14 protein-coding genes are annotated in these 17,078 nt (G+C 50.6%); 7 read left to right on the forward strand and 7 right to left on the reverse strand.

Translation table 11 applies throughout. The annotated features are described in order from the left end of the window. Positions 1–5: 5 nt before the first annotated feature. The 3 genes from rsmD (at position 6) to ACLPHM_RS11855 (ending at position 1,502) form a co-directional block, all read left to right on the forward strand. Positions 6–584: a 16S rRNA (guanine(966)-N(2))-methyltransferase RsmD gene (rsmD, locus tag ACLPHM_RS11845; RefSeq protein ID WP_430221443.1), complete on the forward strand. Its 579-nt coding sequence runs from the start codon at positions 6–8 to the stop codon at positions 582–584. Between the two features lie 81 nt (positions 585–665). Then, positions 666–1,181: a pantetheine-phosphate adenylyltransferase gene (coaD, locus tag ACLPHM_RS11850; RefSeq protein ID WP_135861852.1), complete on the forward strand. Its 516-nt coding sequence runs from the start codon at positions 666–668 to the stop codon at positions 1,179–1,181. Positions 1,182–1,244: 63 nt separating this feature from the next. After that, positions 1,245–1,502: a YfhL family 4Fe-4S dicluster ferredoxin gene (locus ACLPHM_RS11855; RefSeq protein ID WP_135861854.1), complete on the forward strand. Its 258-nt coding sequence runs from the start codon at positions 1,245–1,247 to the stop codon at positions 1,500–1,502. 48 nt (positions 1,503–1,550) lie between these two features. Here the strand turns inward: ACLPHM_RS11855 and ACLPHM_RS11860 are convergent, their stop codons facing one another. Then, positions 1,551–4,235, reverse strand: coding sequence for an AsmA family protein (locus tag ACLPHM_RS11860; protein ID WP_430221444.1), 2,685 nt, complete (start codon positions 4,233–4,235; stop codon positions 1,551–1,553). 267 nt (positions 4,236–4,502) lie between these two features. Between ACLPHM_RS11860 and ACLPHM_RS11865 the strand changes: the two genes are divergently transcribed. Further along, positions 4,503–5,777: a bifunctional O-acetylhomoserine aminocarboxypropyltransferase/cysteine synthase gene (locus ACLPHM_RS11865; protein WP_430221445.1), complete on the forward strand. Its 1,275-nt coding sequence runs from the start codon at positions 4,503–4,505 to the stop codon at positions 5,775–5,777. Positions 5,778–5,798: 21 nt separating this feature from the next. Here the strand turns inward: ACLPHM_RS11865 and yddG are convergent, their stop codons facing one another. From yddG to ACLPHM_RS11885, 4 genes are read right to left on the reverse strand one after another with little or no spacing between them, the layout of a single operon-like run. Next, on the reverse strand, positions 5,799–6,683 hold the full coding sequence (gene yddG / locus ACLPHM_RS11870) for an aromatic amino acid DMT transporter YddG (protein ID WP_430221446.1): 885 nt from the start codon (positions 6,681–6,683) through the stop codon (positions 5,799–5,801). An 18-nt stretch (positions 6,684–6,701) separates the two neighbouring features. Then, positions 6,702–7,544: a pantoate--beta-alanine ligase gene (panC, locus tag ACLPHM_RS11875; protein ID WP_430221447.1), complete on the reverse strand. Its 843-nt coding sequence runs from the start codon at positions 7,542–7,544 to the stop codon at positions 6,702–6,704. 25 nt (positions 7,545–7,569) lie between these two features. Beyond that, the gene (locus ACLPHM_RS11880; protein WP_430221448.1) at positions 7,570–8,448 is read right to left on the reverse strand and encodes a segregation and condensation protein A; all 879 of its coding nucleotides are present in this window, start codon (positions 8,446–8,448) and stop codon (positions 7,570–7,572) included. A gap of 9 nt (positions 8,449–8,457) precedes the next feature. Continuing rightward, positions 8,458–8,649: a DUF3460 family protein gene (locus ACLPHM_RS11885; RefSeq protein WP_135861886.1), complete on the reverse strand. Its 192-nt coding sequence runs from the start codon at positions 8,647–8,649 to the stop codon at positions 8,458–8,460. 210 nt (positions 8,650–8,859) lie between these two features. Between ACLPHM_RS11885 and ACLPHM_RS11890 the strand changes: the two genes are divergently transcribed. Next, positions 8,860–9,201, forward strand: coding sequence for a zinc ribbon domain-containing protein YjdM (locus ACLPHM_RS11890; protein WP_430221449.1), 342 nt, complete (start codon positions 8,860–8,862; stop codon positions 9,199–9,201). Here ACLPHM_RS11890 and ACLPHM_RS11895 read toward each other — a convergent pair whose 3' ends face one another. Next, complete coding sequence (locus ACLPHM_RS11895; RefSeq protein WP_430221450.1) at positions 9,202–10,020, reverse strand: helix-turn-helix transcriptional regulator; 819 nt, start codon at positions 10,018–10,020, stop codon at positions 9,202–9,204. 3 nt (positions 10,021–10,023) lie between these two features. Beyond that, positions 10,024–13,800, reverse strand: coding sequence for a methionine synthase (gene metH / locus ACLPHM_RS11900; protein WP_430222017.1), 3,777 nt, complete (start codon positions 13,798–13,800; stop codon positions 10,024–10,026). Between the two features lie 370 nt (positions 13,801–14,170). Between metH and ACLPHM_RS11905 the strand changes: the two genes are divergently transcribed. Beyond that, positions 14,171–16,021 (forward strand): TonB-dependent receptor domain-containing protein, encoded by a 1,851-nt coding sequence (locus tag ACLPHM_RS11905; protein ID WP_430221451.1) that lies wholly within the window; start codon positions 14,171–14,173, stop codon positions 16,019–16,021. A gap of 64 nt (positions 16,022–16,085) precedes the next feature. Continuing rightward, entirely contained in the window at positions 16,086–17,033 is a 948-nt protein-coding gene (locus ACLPHM_RS11910; protein ID WP_430221452.1) for an ABC transporter substrate-binding protein, read from the forward strand. Positions 17,034–17,078: the final 45 nt, after the last annotated feature.

The raw sequence follows: 17,078 nt of genomic DNA on the forward strand, positions 1-17,078 counted from the left end.
CGCCCATGAAAAAACACACAATCCGTATTGTAGGCGGGGAATACCGCCGCACACCCATCACTGTACCGGAAGCGACAGGGCTACGTCCTACTCCTGATCGTGTACGTGAAACTCTCTTTAATTGGTTACGCCATTTCTGGCAGGATGATTTTCAACAAAAACGCGTGCTGGACTTGTTTGCCGGCTCTGGCGCCTTGGGTTTTGAGGCAGCTTCGCACGGCGTCGCGCATGTACAAATGGTGGAAAACAACCCAAATGTCCTTGCATCGCTGAGGGCAATACGCAACAAGCTTGATGCCATGTCTGTACGCATCCATGCCGGCGACGCGCTGCATGTGTTGGAGCGTACTGAAATGCCTTATGATCTGGTTTTTCTGGACCCCCCATTCAACCAGCAATGGCTGGAGAAGGTTTGGCCTTTACTGCCTCGTATTTTAGCGCCGGATGCTTTGGTATACGTAGAGTCCGAAAATACGATTACTACCCCTGCTTTTCTTACGCCATTACGGGAACAGCGAGCAGGAAATGTGTATTATTCGTTGTTCATGTTTGCTGCAGCGCAAAAAACAGATAATAATGCCTAACGCCATAACTACATATACATCGTGACAGTATTGTTCTGCGCAACATTTGCTACCACTTTCATCGATAATTAATAATATCTTATGATTACAGCTGTTTACCCAGGTACCTTTGACCCTTTTACCCGTGGCCACGAAGACCTAGTACGCCGTGCGGCGAACTTGTTTGATCACGTGGTGGTGGGTATTGCTCATAGCCAAGCTAAACGGCCATTCTTCAGCGTAGAGGAGCGCGTGGAGATTGCCCGAGAAGTACTAGGCCATTACCCCAACGTAGAAGTCAAAAGCTTTGCCGGCTTGCTCAAAGACTTTGTACGTGAACAAGATGGCCGAGTCATCGTACGTGGTCTGCGTGCTGTGTCCGACTTCGAATACGAGTTCCAGATGGCTGGTATGAACCGCCACCTGTTGCCCGAAGTAGAAACACTGTTCATGACACCTTCCGACCAATACCAGTTCATCTCGGGCACTATTGTGCGTGAGATTGCTATTTTGGGTGGTGATGTCAGCAAATTTGTGTTCCCCTCGGTAGAGCGCTGGTTGGTCAGCAAAGCGCGTATCGCTCGCGAACAACAAGAACTGCTTGCCAAAAAGGGTTAAGGCGGCAAAGAAGGGCCAGACGTTATACACTGAACCTATTGTATTGCTTTAGCTGCTAGAGCCATGGCCCTTACTATTACCGAAGAATGCATTAACTGCGACGTCTGTGAACCGCAGTGTCCCAATACCGCCATTTACATGGGCGAGGAGATCTATGAGATCAATCCATCGCTATGTACTGAATGCGTGGGGCACTTTGACGAACCACAGTGCGTGGTGTTTTGCCCTGTTGAGTGCATTGAGGTGCACCCTGAGCATCAAGAAAGCCAAGAGATTTTGCTGAAAAAATTTCAGAAACTTGCTGGGCTTACCGAAGCCTAAACAGGCATAAAAAAAACGGGGTTATCAGCCCCGTTTTTTTATGTGGGTTTACATCCCACCTACCAAATCCCTAAACAACACCCCCAAGCTACGGCTTGGTGCGGCTTGCTCCACGCGTTTAGTCAGTGCAGTACCGGTTTCGCGTACATCCATCAGCGTATCCAACAATGGCTGACCCACTAGTTTTTCTACCAAACCGTTTTCCAACGCCTGTTGCACCAGTTTGCTGCTAATCTCATTCCATAGAATTCTATGCTCTGGATGCGAGAGTGAGCCTACCAATTGCACAGGAACAGTTACTCTGAACAATTCTTTCAGCAAGCTAGCATTGGCGTTGTTACGCATTTGGCTTTGCAGACGGAACTCTAGTATCAAGTCCAGCGTTTGATCCACCAAGTTGATGGATGACGGTTTACGCATACTGATGCGTAAGTCTGGTGAGTTAGCCAGCATAGAATTAAAGCTCAGCACACCATCACGCAAGGTAGATTGCAAACTCAAGGCCGAGAAACTGGTGCTGCGGCTCAAATCAAAGCCTAATGCCAACGGCGGTAGCTGTGAGCTAAATGCATTTTTAGCCACATCCACTACGCTTGCCAATGTTTCAAATGCATCTAGGCCATACACTCGCCCATCTACCGTATCCATATTGAACGTACCGCTTAGGCTACGCAGCCATGCTGCAGGCGTATGCCCCGATGCGCTGACGCGGGCGCTGATATCGCTCTTGCCACTCATACGCGTTTGCCCAAACGCATCCTCCAAGATAGCGCCTGATTCAATGCCATAAGCATCTACCGAAGCCCGTAAGCTACTATCTGCCTTCAAACGTAATTCGCTTAACAAGCTACCTTGGTAGAACTCAGTACTGTTTAACTTCAACAGCAATTCGCCTTGGCCTATGCCTACGTCTGCTTTGAGCTGATCCAGCGTCAACTTACCTACTTTCACATTTTGCAGCTGTGCCTTGCCTTGTACGGTATAGGTGTTCAAGAAACTTAAATCCATCACCGTACCAGCTACTGGCCCTACAAACTTTTCTTCCGCATCTTGCTGCTCGCCCGACACCACTCGGCCACGCTGCTTACGCACTTCGGCTGATGGAATCCAATTAGCAAAATTGGTGTCTTGCACCTGCATGGTGAAATCCAGATTTGGCGCTGTTTGAGGTTGATAACGTGCATCGACCTCAATACGCCCAGTGCTTTCACCGATATCCAGATGAGTATCCCACTGATTCACAGGGGTGGCCCATGTTAACGAGCCTGCCACATCGGCCTCTACGCGCTGATTAGGTAAGCCCTCGTCTTCAAGGCTAAATACCCCTTTAAGCGCTTCCCAAGACAGCTCTTTCTGCTCGCGCTGCCATACCAAGGGGCTAGCTACTTTGAGCACCCACGCCTGTAAAGGCTGTTTCAAGACAGCATCTACGCTAAAGCGTTCGGCTCGTAGCAGTTGGTCCGTACCGCTAAGTTTTTCTATGCGTAATTTAACACCCGTAGAGTCCACACCTGAGCGGATAAAGCTACCCACGATGGGGGACTTCATCTCGGCAGAATTGCTGTCTGTATACACATCCGGTACATCTAAGGCCAACTCTACTGCATCATGCTCGTAGTTACCTTTGGTGCGCAGCGCCATACGCTGAATGCGTAATAGCGAATGCTGACCTGCATAAATGAGGTCGGGGATACTCAGGCTTGCCTGCACGTCAGATAACGGCATAGTACGGCTAGCCAGTTCACCTTGGGTGGTAAGCTCCATGCCCTGCACGCGCACTACTCCCACTAGGGATTGGTACTCCACACCGCCTTTAAGCTGCAACTGCTCGGTTTTGTAGCTACCTACATCCCCTTGCACTTGCACATTAATACGTTGCGCAGCATAGATATGACTGTACGGGTCCAGACGCAGTAAAGCCTGCCCATCCAGAGCGGCTTCCATGTGCGGTTTAGTCCCTTGCAAGCGGCCTTTGAACTTCAAGTCAAACGGCTGACCGAAGGTCATGCGCCCGGTATTCATATCTAAGCCTACGATTTGCCCACCACCACCTAAAATGTGGTCGTAGTAGTGCACTTCGCCTTCACGAAAATCTAGGCCGGCAATATCAATTTGGAATTGTGTTTTACCTGTATCTGGGCTCACCGCCTCTTTTAAGCTCGCCAAGACTTTGCTGAGCTCAGAGCCAGGCTCTTCCTCTTTAGGAATTTCAGCGGGTACAGGTTCGGTAGAGACCGTGCCTTCTGCCGGGTCTTCTACCTCGGCGGCATGTGCGGAGCCCATGATCCAACCGCCTGAATTAGCGGTGGTTGCCGGCACATTTTCCAGCGCAGTGTCATCCAGTAAGTCGGAGAAATTGAAGCTGCCGTCTTTCTCACGCTCAAGCCACACTTTAAAGCCATTGAGCGAGACGTGATCCACCACGAACTGATTAGACATCAATGGCCAGATGGCAACGGCAAAACGGGCACTGTCTACCGACATAAAGGTTTGGTCGCTATTACGCTCAGACAACGACACGCCGTTGACAGACAAACCTATACGGGGAAATAAGGACAGTTCTATCTCACCCTCTATCGCAAGGGTACGTTGGTAGCGCTCGTAGACGATCTCTTCTAGCTTACGTTTGTAGGCATTTGGATCAAAAGTCAGCAAGAAAATGGCGGCACCTACTAATGCCACGATGAAAATCACTACCAAGCCTAATAGGCTACGCTTGAACCACACTTTCATTTAGTCCTCAAACCACCGTTCCATCCATTTGTGCTGAGCTTTCACGCTTCCAGCCTGCATGCTACCGCAACCACTGGTACTACGCATCACACTGTAAAAAAGTGTGTTTTTCCAGCAATAAGCCTACAATCGTACTATCAGCCGGTCATTCATTACCAAAAGAAATATAGAAATCGGCTTTCTGTCTAACTATAGCCAGTCAGCCACCGGTACGATGCACATATTACCTGCGATTATTTCACTTACCTTCTTTTGCCCGCCCCCATTATGAAACTGGAAACACTTGCCGTTCATGCTGGTTACAGCCCGGATCCAACCACGAAAGCTGTTGCCGTACCTATTTACCAAACCACTTCTTACGCCTTTGATAATACTCAACACGGCGCAGATCTGTTTGACCTAAAAGTACCCGGTAATATCTACACTCGCATTATGAACCCAACCAATGCGGTGTTAGAAGAGCGCGTTGCGGCCCTAGAAGGTGGTGTAGCAGCCCTAGCTGTAGCATCCGGTATGGCGGCCATTAGTTATGCTATACAAACCATCGCCGAGGCGGGTGACAATATTGTTTCGGTGAGTAAGCTTTATGGCGGCACCTACAACCTGTTTGCACACACATTTCCACGTCAAGGTATTGAGGTTCGTTTTGCTGCGCACAACGAATTAGCTAAGTTAGAAGCCCTGATTGATGCCCGCACTAAAGCCGTATTTTGCGAAACCATCGGCAACCCAGGCGCGAACATCGTAGACATCCAAGCGTTGGCAGATTTGGCTCACCGTCACGGCGTACCGCTGATTGTAGATAACACAGTGGCCTCTCCAGCGCTGTGCCGTCCATTTGAGCATGGTGCGGATATCGTGGTGCACTCCCTGACCAAATACATGGGCGGACACGGCACGACTATTGCCGGTGCAGTAGTGGATTCTGGTAAATTCCCTTGGGCTGAGCACAAAGAGCGCTTTGCGATTCTGAATACACCTGACCCGTCTTACCACGGCGTGGTGTACACCGAAGCCTTTGGCGCCGCTGCATTTATTGGCCGCTGCCGTGTAGTACCGCTGCGTAACACTGGTGCAGCATTGTCGCCATTCAATGCATTCCAAATCTTGCAAGGTATTGAGACTCTGCCTCTGCGCATGGAACGTCACACCGAAAATGCTCTCAAAGCCGCTCAATTCCTGCAGAAACACCCACAAGTAAAATGGGTGAACTACGCGGGTCTACCAGAGCACCCTGAGCACGATTTGGCAGTACGTTACATGGGCGGCAAACCTGCTGCGATTTTGAGCTTCGGCATTGAAGGTGGTCGTGAAGCCGGTGCACGCTTTATTGATGCACTGAAACTGATCACTCGCTTGGTTAACATCGGTGACACCAAATCCTTGGCGTGCCACCCAGCCACCACTACTCACCGTCAGTTAAACGAACAAGAGCTGGAAACTGCGGGTGTAAGTTTGGATATGGTGCGCTTGTCCATCGGGATTGAGCACATTGATGATATCTTGGCTGACTTAACCCAAGCATTGGACGCTGCTAAATAAGCGAGCGTTGGTTGGCGGAGGCTACCTTTGACGGGTAGCCTGCCAACACAAGATAGACCCCACACACACCATTGCCGCACCTTGCCAGAATGACCATGACAACGGTGTACGCAACAGCAATGCCGCAAAGGCTGCCGAAAATACTGGGATAAAGTACGACGCCCCCGCAAGCAGCGTCACATTTCCGTACAAAATCCCCACATTCCACGCCGCATAACCAAAGCCCATGGCAATGGCTGCTAGCAGTAAGTACACCAATGAGCCTACGCTAAACTGCATCGCTGGCTGTTCACCTGCAAAATACATGCCCCATAGCGCGACAGCCACCAACATAAAAAACAGAGTGATCCCGTTTTTACCCTGAGCAATACGCGTCGTAACGGTGCAATAAGCCGCCCAGATCAATGCCCCTAACAGGGCCAAACCATAACTGAGCGGATTTTCTTGGATATTTACCAGCATGCCCGCTACGTCTACGCCTTGATCTGAGCCCAACACCCACACCACACCCAACATAGACAGCACAAAGCCTGGCGCGATTAGCCACGTAGTCCGTTGTTGATTAAATAAGATGGCAAAGACTATGGTCAGCGTAGGCCATAGGTAGTTCACCATCCCCACCTCTATGGCCTGCTTAGCGTGGCTGGCATAGCCTATGGATAAGGCTAAACACAGCTCGTACAACACAAATAGCACGCTGCCCCACACCAGATAACGGCGTGGGAATTCTCGCACCTTAGGAAACCCTACTGTTGCCCACAAAATCAGCGATGCCACACTGTAAATCAGCGCCGCACCACCTACCGCACCAAAGCTTTCGCTCACCCCGCGTATTAAGCCTACGATCAGGCTCCACAACACTACGGCAAGCAAACCTATAAGCGTGGCTTTCTTTGCTGAAGGCATACCCAAGGCCTGCCCTTTTTAGATTTCCAAGTTATCGATCAATCGTGTGCTACCCAGTTTGGCAGCACCTAACGCGACCAATGCTTCACCGGCCTTGATCTCGTCTGCTGCTGGTGTGAGCAAGTCACGCTGACGACGCAACGTCAGGTAATCCACATCCCAGCCTTCCAATGCCAAGCGCTGTGCTGCATCGTGCTCAATTTGAGCCACATCAGTACAACCAGACTGGATTTGCGCACGCACAGCTTGTAAACAGGCATACAACTGAGGGGCTTTAGCTTTTTCGTGATCACTCAGGTAGCGATTACGCGAGGACAATGCCAAACCGCTTTTCTCACGCACTGTTTCATGCGCCATCACTTCTACAGGCAATTGAAACTGACGGCACATGCTACGTACTACCATTAGCTGCTGGTAGTCTTTTTTACCGAATACGGCTACACGTGGCTGCACGCAGGAGAACAGCTTCATCACGACTGTACTCACGCCCTCAAAGAACCCCGGACGGCACTCACCTTCCAAGATATCGCCCAAACCTTTAGGCGTATCAATGCGAAAGCTTTGTGGCTCTGGGTACATTTCTTTTTCAGACGGAGCAAACAGCACGTACACATCACGCGCGGCTTCCAGTTTGTCTATATCTTGCTGCAAGGTACGTGGGTACTGATTGAAATCCTCGTTGGGACCAAACTGCAGTGGGTTCACAAAAATACTGGCCACTACTGGGTCACCGTGCTGACGCGCCAACCGCATCAATGCTAAATGCCCTTCATGCAGGTTGCCCATGGTAGGCACAAATGCAACCCGAGTCTGTCCATGCAGATGGTCGCGTAGCTCCTGAATGGTGTGTACAACTTTCACTGAAAACTCCAATACCAGAACGGCATTATTGAATAGACGAGCCCTCGGTACGCACAAAGGCTAGGCGCACATAAATGGGGGCATAAGGTTCGGTTTGAGTTACTTCCACCAGCGATTCGCGCACCAGCTCTAACATGGCTAAGAAATGCACAACAAGGACAGGCACTGCATCGCCTTCCTCGATTCGCTCTATGAATAGGGCCGTAAACTCTAAAAACTGTGCATCGTTTAAACGACGCAATATTTGGCTCATGTGATCGCGTACGGATAACTGCTCACGGGTGATGGTATGGCTACGGTTTAGCTGTGCCCTACGCATGATGTCGCGCCAAGCATCTTTAAGATCCTCGGGACTGATATCCGGCAGTACCTGCTCTACATGTAAATCCAGATGTGCGTGGGCACGCTCAAAATCACGCCCCAACTGTGGCAACGCGTCTAATTTTTGCGCTGCCATTTTCATGCGTTCGTATTCGAGCAAGCGTCGCACCAGCTCGGCTCGTGGATCCTCTACTTCTTCGTCGCTATCAGATTTTTTAACTGGAAGCAGCATGCGAGACTTAATCTCGATTAGCAATGCGGCCATCAGCAGGTACTCACCCGCCAACTCTAGGTTGGTACGACGAATTTCCTCTACGTAGGCCAGATACTGATCTGTTACCTGCGCCATGGGAATATCCAGCACATTGAAGTTCTGTTTACGTATCAAGTACAACAGCAAGTCCAATGGGCCTTCAAAGGCTTCTAAGAACACCTTGAGGGCATCTGGAGGGATATAAAGATCCTGGGGAACCTTAAATAAAGGTTCCCCATACAAACGCGCAAATATCTCCGCATCAAGTAATGAAGGGGCGACAGCCCCTCCATCCGTTGATGTGATCTGTGAATCGGCTGACTCAGCCATCACACGACATTAGTCGTTGGAGTAGTACACATAGGCTGGTTGTGCCACACGTCCGGCACGGTAGCCTTCCTGCAGCTCAGCATCCAGCTGTTTGTCCCACAAACGGCCGCGACCTTCGCGTTGACGATTGTCGGTCTCTGGATGTTCCTGTTTGAAGCCTTTCAGGAATTGTGTAATTTCAGATTCGTAATTCTTGGCCATATTCACCGCACACTTAACAAATTGCATTCACCAAAACTCGAGTTTACTGCAAACCCGCTCATAAACAGAGCGTGCCGTGTAAACCCGGCTACAGTTACGTGTTTCTACGCACTGCTCTTTTTTTCACAAACCAGCCAAAAACCGCTTTGTGCTAACATCTGCTGTCAAAATTATAGAACTAACGCTTAATTCTCGTAGACTGGAGTTTTCATGACACAACCCTCTTCTTGCCCATCTTGCTCTGGCGAACACACCTATCAAGATGGTGAGTTCTACATTTGCCCAGAGTGCGCGCATGAGTGGTCCATTCATGCTGAAGAGAACGCCGCCGAATCCGACGAGCGCCAAATCAAAGATGCGCACGGTACACCACTGCAAGACGGTGACGATGTACACCTAATTAAAGACCTTAAAGTAAAAGGCTCGTCCACTACCCTAAAGAAAGGCGCTAAAGCCCGTGGCATTCGTATCGTCGCTGGCGACCATGAGGTCAGTTGCAAAATTGATGGCGTCAGCTACGAACTTAAAGCCGAGTTCTTGAAAAAAGCGTAATTACTCGTCTTTTTGAGGAATCAGCATCACCAACTTACAGTCTGGCCGTATGGCCAGCCTGAAGGTGTATTGTCTAAAATGCAGCACCCCATCCTCTGGATGGGAAAAGCTGCGTAAACCACCCTCTCGCTCTACCACTGTTTGCCTGCCCCACCATTGCGCAAACACAGGGCTGGTAGAGATCAACGACTGCAATAGGGAATGTAGTTCAGGCTCATCCACATGCGCCCCCACATCGCCCCTAAACTCACTCACCACTCGCGTTGCACGCTGCTCCCAATCCACCACCAAACTACGGGCGGCTGGGTCTAAAAATATGTAGTGCAATAAATTCGGTGCAGGGTTTCGATCCGGCCAACCGTCAAACAGTCGCAATAAGGCGTCGTTACGTGCCAGTACGTTCCAGCATCTATCCAAAATATAGGCTGGGGCCGCAATGCTACGTACGCAGTCCTCTAAGCCATCAGGTAGTTGCGTCTGTAATTCGCCATGCTCAGGGTCAGCGCATTCTGCCAACTCAAACAAATACTGACGCTCGGCTCGCCCTAGACGTAACTCGCTGGCTAAGCGTGCGCACACGGTAGGAGAAATAGCAATTTCTCGCCCCTGCTCCATCCAGGTGTACCAAGTCACACTGATATCACACAGTTGAGCCACCTCTTCGCGCCGCAAACCCGGTGTGCGTCGTCGGCTGCCCGCTGGTAGCCCCAACGCTTCCGGACGTGTGCGTTCACGCACGCTACGCAAGAATTCGCCTAACGCTTTACGCCGTGTACTCGCCGCGTGATCTGAGGAGGTGATGGTTTCAGTGCGTCCCATGTGTTACCCACGCAATACTGAAGCTAACGATCTACGTACATCGTCTTCGTCTCTGCCGGAGCGCTGTATGTAGTCTTGCAACTGGTCTTCACCAATATTACCCACGTTGAAATACTGTGAGTCTGGATGGCTAAAGTAGAACCCCGACACACTGGATGCCGGGAGCATCGCCAAACTTTCCGTCAACTGCATGTTGATATCTTCCCACTGCATCACACGGTTCATATCTGCTTTTACTACGTGCTCAGGGCAAGACGGGTAACCCGGCGCAGGTCTAATGCCTTGGTAACGCTCGTCAATCAGTGCTTCGTTATCCAAGTCTTCCTCAGACACATAGCCCCATAAGTCGGTACGCACCCGTGCATGTAGGCACTCCGCAAAGCCTTCAGCAAAACGGTCAGCCAAGGCTTTGAGCATGATGTCAGAATAGTCATCGCCCTCTGCTTGGAAGCGCTCGGAATGCTTTTCTATGCCCAAACCACCAGTCACCGCAAACATACCTATGTAATCGATGATGCCACTTTCTTTGGGAGCAATGTAATCCGCCAAACATTTACTGTGTACACCTGAGCGCTTCACTGTTTGTTGACGCAGATTACGCCAGGTGAATAACACTTCGGAACGCGTCTCATCGCTGTACACCTCGATGTCATCACCATTCACACTATTGGCAGGGTAAAAGGCCACCACACCATTGGCTTGCAACCAGCGACCTTCGATGATTTTTTTCAACATCGCTTGGCCTTCGGCGTACAGCTGTTTAGCGTGCTCGCCTACTACCTCGTCCTCCAAAATACGCGGGAAACGCCCAAAAAGACTCCACGTTTGGAAAAATGGCGTCCAGTCTATGAAACGTGCGATGTCAGCCAGATCGTAGTTAATAAAGGTACGTCTACCAATAAATTTGGGGCGAGGTGGCGTGTAATTAGCCCAATCTATAGGCGGTGCATCCGCACGCGCTTCTTCTAAACTGATCAGCGGTGTTTCTTTACGATTCGCGTGACGCGTACGCACCATGTCATATTCTTCGGCAATTTCTTGCACGTAGTTATCACGGCTGTCCGACATCAAGTTGGTTGCCACCCCTACCGAACGACTGGCATCCGGCACATAAATCACAGGACCCTCATAGTGAGGTGCAATTTTTACGGCGGTGTGCACACGACTAGTGGTTGCCCCACCAATTAACAACGGGATTTTTTTATCGCGGAAATAAGGATCACGCTGCATCTCAGAGGCCACATAGCTCATTTCTTCTAAGCTAGGCGTAATCAACCCCGACAAGCCCACCATATCGGCATTAACTTCTTTGGCTTTTTCTAGGATCTGGGCACATGGCACCATGACGCCCATGTTTTCCACTTCGAAGTTATTACATTGCAGCACTACAGTCACAATGTTCTTACCGATATCGTGCACATCACCTTTCACCGTTGCCATGACGATTTTGCCCTTAGAGCGCACATCGCCCCCAGCCAAGGCAATTTGACGTTTTTCTTCTTCGATAAAAGGTACTAAGTGCGATACGGCTTGCTTCATCACGCGGGCGGACTTCACCACCTGCGGCAAGAACATTTTGCCCTCACCAAACAGGTCGCCCACCACGTTCATACCGTCCATCAACGGCCCTTCAATAACCTCAATAGGGCGCCCCCCAGCATTGGCAATTTCTTGGCGTACTTCTTCGGTATCTTCCACAATAAAGCTCGTAATACCGTTTACCAGCGCATGCACCAAACGCGCACGTACTGGCTGCTCACGCCATGTGAGATCTTCTTCGCGTTTCGCACCAGAACCTTTGATGTTCTCGGCTAGCTCCACTAAGCGTTCCGTTGAACTACGCTCGTCATCAGGGCCTTCTTTAGCGACGGGATCCTCACGGTTCAATATGACGTCTTCCACCATATTGCGTACTTTTTCATCCAGATCAGCATAGACGCCCAACTGACCGGCGTTCACAATCCCCATGGTCAGCCCCTCACGGATGCTGTAGTACAGGAATACGGTGTGAATGGCTTCACGCATGGCTTCATTGCCACGGAACGAGAAACTCACGTTAGAAATACCCCCCGACATACGAGCATGCGGCAGATTCTGACGAATCCATTTCACGCCTTCGATGAAGTCTCGTGCGTAATTGTTGTGCTCATCAATACCAGTAGCGACTGCGAACACGTTGGGGTCAAAAATAATGTCTTCAGGTGGAAAACCTACTTCGTTCACCAGCATCCAGTACGCACGCGCACAAATTTCTTTGCGTCGCTCTAGACTGTCGGCCTGCCCTTGCTCATCAAAGGCCATCACCACCGCCGCCGCACCGTACTTACGGCACAAACGCGCATGCGCCAAGAAAGACTCTTCGCCCTCTTTCAGCGAGATGGAGTTCACCACTGCTTTACCTTGAATGCAGCGCAAACCTGTTTCAATCACTTCCCACTTGGAGCTATCTACCATGATGGGAACGCGAGAAATATCGGGTTCAGAAGCAATCAAGTTCAAGAATTTACGCATGTTGGCAACTGAGTCCAACATGGCTTCATCCATATTGATATCGATAATCTGCGCACCGTTCTCTACCTGCTGGCGCGCCACCGACAAGGCTTCTTCAAAGCGTTCTTCGCGAATTAAGCGCAAGAAGGCTTTACTACCTGTGACGTTGGTACGTTCCCCTACGTTAATGAACAAACTTTGCTCATCAAAGTTCAAGGCTTCTAAGCCTGACAAACGGGTGCGTACAGGGATTTCAGGCACTTGGCGACGTGGCAAGTTTTGCACTTGCTGCACAATCGCACGGATGTGTTCTGGCGTCGTACCACAGCAACCGCCCACCATATTCACCAAACCGGCCTCAGCAAACTCGTGCAACAAGCCAGAGGTGTCTTTAGGGGTTTCATCAAAGCCTGTTTCTGCCATCGGGTTTGGCAAACCAGCATTGGGGTACACACAGATATAGGTGTCACAAATCTTGGACAGCTCGGCGATATAGGGGCGCATCAACGCGGCACCCAACGCACAGTTCAAACCGATGGTGACAGGTCGTGCATGGCGTACAGAGTTCCAGAATGCCTCTACGGTTTGGCCTGACAAAATGCGGCCCGAGGCATCCGTCACCGTCCCAGACACCATCACTGGCAAGCGAATGTTGCGTTCATCAAAGACGGATTCGACAGCAAAAATTGCGGCCTTAGCGTTCAAGGTATCGAAGATGGTTTCTATCAGTACGATATCGGCGCCACCATCAATCAAGCCATTGAGCTGTTCGGTGTAGGCATCACGCAGTTCTTCAAAGGTGACGTTACGTACGGACGGGTCATTCACGTCAGGCGAAATAGAGGCTGTCTTGGGTTGTGGCCCCAACACCCCTGCCACGTAGCGACGCTGACCTTTAGCGATAAATTCGTCACAGACTTTACGTGCGATTTGCGCTGATGCGACGTTCAGCTCGTAGGCGATACCGTGCAATGCGTAATCGCTCTGTGCTACCTCTGTCGCCCCAAAGGTGTTGGTACAGATCACATCTGCACCCGCTTCCAAATACTGGCGGTGTATGGCCTCAATAACGTCTGGTCGCACCAACGATAGCAGCTCGTTATCACCACGTACATCTTTGTGATGATCTTTAAATCGCTCACCGCGAAAATCCGATTCGCTTAATTTGTAGCGCTGGATCATGGTGCCCATCGCGCCATCCAGAATCACAATGCGATCAGCCAACAACTGTACAAAATCACCTGCACGGGTGTACGAAGATACGGGGTATGGGATAGCGGGATATGACACGGTCACGAGCAAAATCCTGAAAATCGTCAAGCGCAGCATAGGGAGCGTAAAAATCGACTCGCTTACACCACAACCAAAGAGATGTATTGTACCCCCGCAGGGCTGCTATGCTAAATTCTCCTTGCATATCAAGGTACATACTAAGATTTCATTTTCTTATGTAACTGAGCAGAAAACCCTTCTGTTCATCGGGAAGCCTGGCCCTATTTCATAGAATAAACAGCGCTGCCCCCGCAACGGTACTCATGCTTTTTGCATGTCAGCCCGATACCGAGCCCTGATATCCCTGAATATGTGTGGCTAGCCCGCAGTCTAGGCATAGCCTGTTTTTAGTGTGGTGTGCGGGGTCGCGCACCTTACAGGATTCATCATGAAAACAACGAGTCTGGCTGCACTGCTAGCCTGTGCCTTCCCTATTTGTACCGTAGCACAACACGCTGAACCCATTTCTGAACTCGATAACGTCGTCGTTACCGCCAGCCGCATCGCCCAGTTGGAGAGCGAAGTCGTGGGCGACGTCAGTGTTATCGATAGAGCAACCTTAGAAAAAGCCGGCCAAAGTAGCGTGGCTGAATTGCTGTCTCGTGAACACGGCATTCAAATCAGCACTAACGGCGGTCCACAAACCCCTACGTCGATTTTCATGCGTGGTACGGATAGCCGTCACGTATTAGTGCTAATTGATGGCGTACGTATTAACAGCAGCATCTCCAACAGCGTCAATTTCAATGCGATTAACCCTGCTCAAATTGAACGCATCGAAATTTTGCGTGGTGCAGGTAGTAGCTTGTACGGTTCAGAAGCCATTGGTGGTGTGATCAACATCATCACCAAAAAAGGCCAAACCGATACTCCTATGGCTTTCTGGGGAGAGATGGGTATTGGTACACATAGCTTGTTCAAAAGCAGCGTAGGCTTTTCAGGCCAAAGCAATGGTTTGTCGTATAACCTGATTGGCTCTATGGCCAATAGCGACGGCTTCCGCTCTACCAATGCCCATTCTGATGTGGGGGCATCTAAACGCGCAGACGGTTACGAAAGCAATAGTGTCAAAGCCGACCTAGGTTATGCATTTTCAGATCAACACCGTCTGGATGCTCACCTATTCTCGTCATACATTAATGGTGAATTTACCGGCTACACCGGCCAAGAATCCAGTGCGACACGCCAACAAGCGTATGGCTTAAGCTCTACCAATAAACTCTTCGGTAACTGGACTAGCAAGCTGAGCGTTAACGAAACGCGTGAAACACGCCAGGGGTATAGCAGCTTTAACGTAGAGACCTCGTCCTACCAAACCACCTTGCGTAACTACGCATGGCAAAACGACGTCACACTAGGTCAATACCAAACACTGACTGCTCTGCTGGAGCACAATGACGAACGTGGTAAACAAGCAGGCTACAGCAGCTTAAACGCTAAACGTCACAGCAATGCTGGTGCGCTGATTTACAGCCTGAACTACGGCCGACACCATGCGCAAGCAAGCCTGCGCCATGACCGTATTGCTGGCCATACCAGCCGTACTACGGGCGCTGTGGCCTATGACTTCGACATCACCAACCGTTGGACGGTAGGAGCTTCCTACAACACAGGCTTCAAAATGCCTACGTTGTACGAAGACTACGTGAACCAAAGCGCACAGATTTCTACCGTGTCGCCTGAAACATCCAAAAACGTGGAAGCGCGTATTGCCTACACCCATGACACTGGCTCTGTAAAACTGGTCGCCTACCAGAACCGCATCAATAACCTGATTAACTGGCGCTTTGCTGGCGGCCCTAACGGCGAGTACTTCAACACCAATCGCGCCAAGATCAAAGGTTACTCGTTGATGGTTGATCAACAGTTCGACGACTTATCGTTGTGGGGCAGCCTAGACTTAACCAACCCTCGCGACAAAGAAACAGGCAATCGCCTGATTCGTCGTGCCGCACAAGTGTATCGTTTCGGTGCTGACTACCGTTTTACCAATCTGCAAGTTGGTGCTGAGTATTCGTGGACGGCAAAACGCTCTGATCAAGACTTCCGCAGCATCCCGGCCACAGATGTGACACTGGGCAGCTTTAGTCTGGTTAACTTGACCGCCAAATACGATTTCAGTAAATCCGTTACCGCTACCGTGCGTTGGGATAACGTCTTCAACAAACGCTATGAGTACGCCTACGGCTACAACACGCCCGGCTCTAACGTATTCGTGAACCTAAGCTGGCGCATGTAATCGCCCTCTCCCCCTGTCTGGCTATCGCCGCAGGGGGAAAGCACTTTTAAGAACAACCACACTCATGGGCGCGCTACGTACTACCCTGCTTAGCTGGACTACAGCCTTACTATTGGCAGCAACGCTAGCGCCTGCCCATGCAGAGTCCAGTATTACCATTCCCGATGACCCGTGCAGCAGCGAGCAGCCCTCGCCCGCGCTACACCGCGCCATCAGCTTGTCGCCCCACCTGACCGAGCTTATTTATGCCGCCGGTGCAGGCCACTATATAGTGGCTACGGTTAGCAGCAGCGATTACCCCGAACCCGCCAAAACCATTGCTCGCATTGGGGACGGCATTACCCTGCACCCAGAAAGACTGCTGCACTATCAACCTGACAGCATTCTGGCCTGGTTACCCGGCAGCACTCTGAATGCATTACAGCCCACCTTAACCAGACTGGATATTGCGCTGCTGTACTCTAAACCATTACGGTTGCGTGATATTCCACAAGAAATCCGCCGATTGGGCTGGTTGTTTAATACCCGTGATATCGCCTGCCCTGTTGCCCAACAGTTAGATGATCGCTTAGATGCTCTGGCACAACGTGCTCCTACAGATAACACCCCTGTCTCTATTTATTTAGAGCTAGGGCACGATCCTATTTACACCATCGGCAACGACCCGTTGATCCATGACGTGCTGGCCACCTGCCACGCACAAAACAGCTATGCTCATAGTATGGTTGCCGCTCCGCAAGTCTTGCCCGAAGAACTGCTACGCCGTAACCCAGATGTAGTCATTTTGTCGCAATCATCACCGCTGACACAGCAAGAACGCCTACATTACGGGCAGCAGCACCAATTGCCTGCCGCCTTAGATAATCGTGTATACGGAATTTCGCCCGACCTGCTGTATAGACCCGGCCCGCGCCTCATTGATGCCACGGAGCAACTGTGTGGCTATGTGGATCGTGTACGGGCAGATCGACATGCTGCGGCGCAGCATGGCAAAAGCCCTGCCAAACCCTGATAAATGCATTATCCTTTAAGGTTTTGACGCTACGGATAACCCTAG

The sequence above is a fragment of the Paenalcaligenes sp. Me131 genome (genome assembly GCF_050487225.1).
Taxonomy (GTDB): Bacteria; Pseudomonadota; Gammaproteobacteria; order Burkholderiales; family Burkholderiaceae_B; genus Paenalcaligenes.

Coding starts and splice junctions, on each gene's coding strand:
- rsmD (WP_430221443.1), top strand. CDS start 6: ATGAAAAAACACACAATCCGTATTGTAGGCGGGGAATACCGCCGCACA.
- coaD (WP_135861852.1), top strand. CDS start 666: ATGATTACAGCTGTTTACCCAGGTACCTTTGACCCTTTTACCCGTGGC.
- ACLPHM_RS11855 (WP_135861854.1), top strand. CDS start 1,245: ATGGCCCTTACTATTACCGAAGAATGCATTAACTGCGACGTCTGTGAA.
- ACLPHM_RS11860 (WP_430221444.1), bottom strand. CDS start 4,235: ATGAAAGTGTGGTTCAAGCGTAGCCTATTAGGCTTGGTAGTGATTTTC.
- ACLPHM_RS11865 (WP_430221445.1), top strand. CDS start 4,503: ATGAAACTGGAAACACTTGCCGTTCATGCTGGTTACAGCCCGGATCCA.
- yddG (WP_430221446.1), bottom strand. CDS start 6,683: ATGCCTTCAGCAAAGAAAGCCACGCTTATAGGTTTGCTTGCCGTAGTG.
- ACLPHM_RS11880 (WP_430221448.1), bottom strand. CDS start 8,448: ATGGCTGAGTCAGCCGATTCACAGATCACATCAACGGATGGAGGGGCT.
- ACLPHM_RS11885 (WP_135861886.1), bottom strand. CDS start 8,649: ATGGCCAAGAATTACGAATCTGAAATTACACAATTCCTGAAAGGCTTC.
- ACLPHM_RS11890 (WP_430221449.1), top strand. CDS start 8,860: ATGACACAACCCTCTTCTTGCCCATCTTGCTCTGGCGAACACACCTAT.
- ACLPHM_RS11895 (WP_430221450.1), bottom strand. CDS start 10,020: ATGGGACGCACTGAAACCATCACCTCCTCAGATCACGCGGCGAGTACA.
- ACLPHM_RS11905 (WP_430221451.1), top strand. CDS start 14,171: ATGAAAACAACGAGTCTGGCTGCACTGCTAGCCTGTGCCTTCCCTATT.
- ACLPHM_RS11910 (WP_430221452.1), top strand. CDS start 16,086: ATGGGCGCGCTACGTACTACCCTGCTTAGCTGGACTACAGCCTTACTA.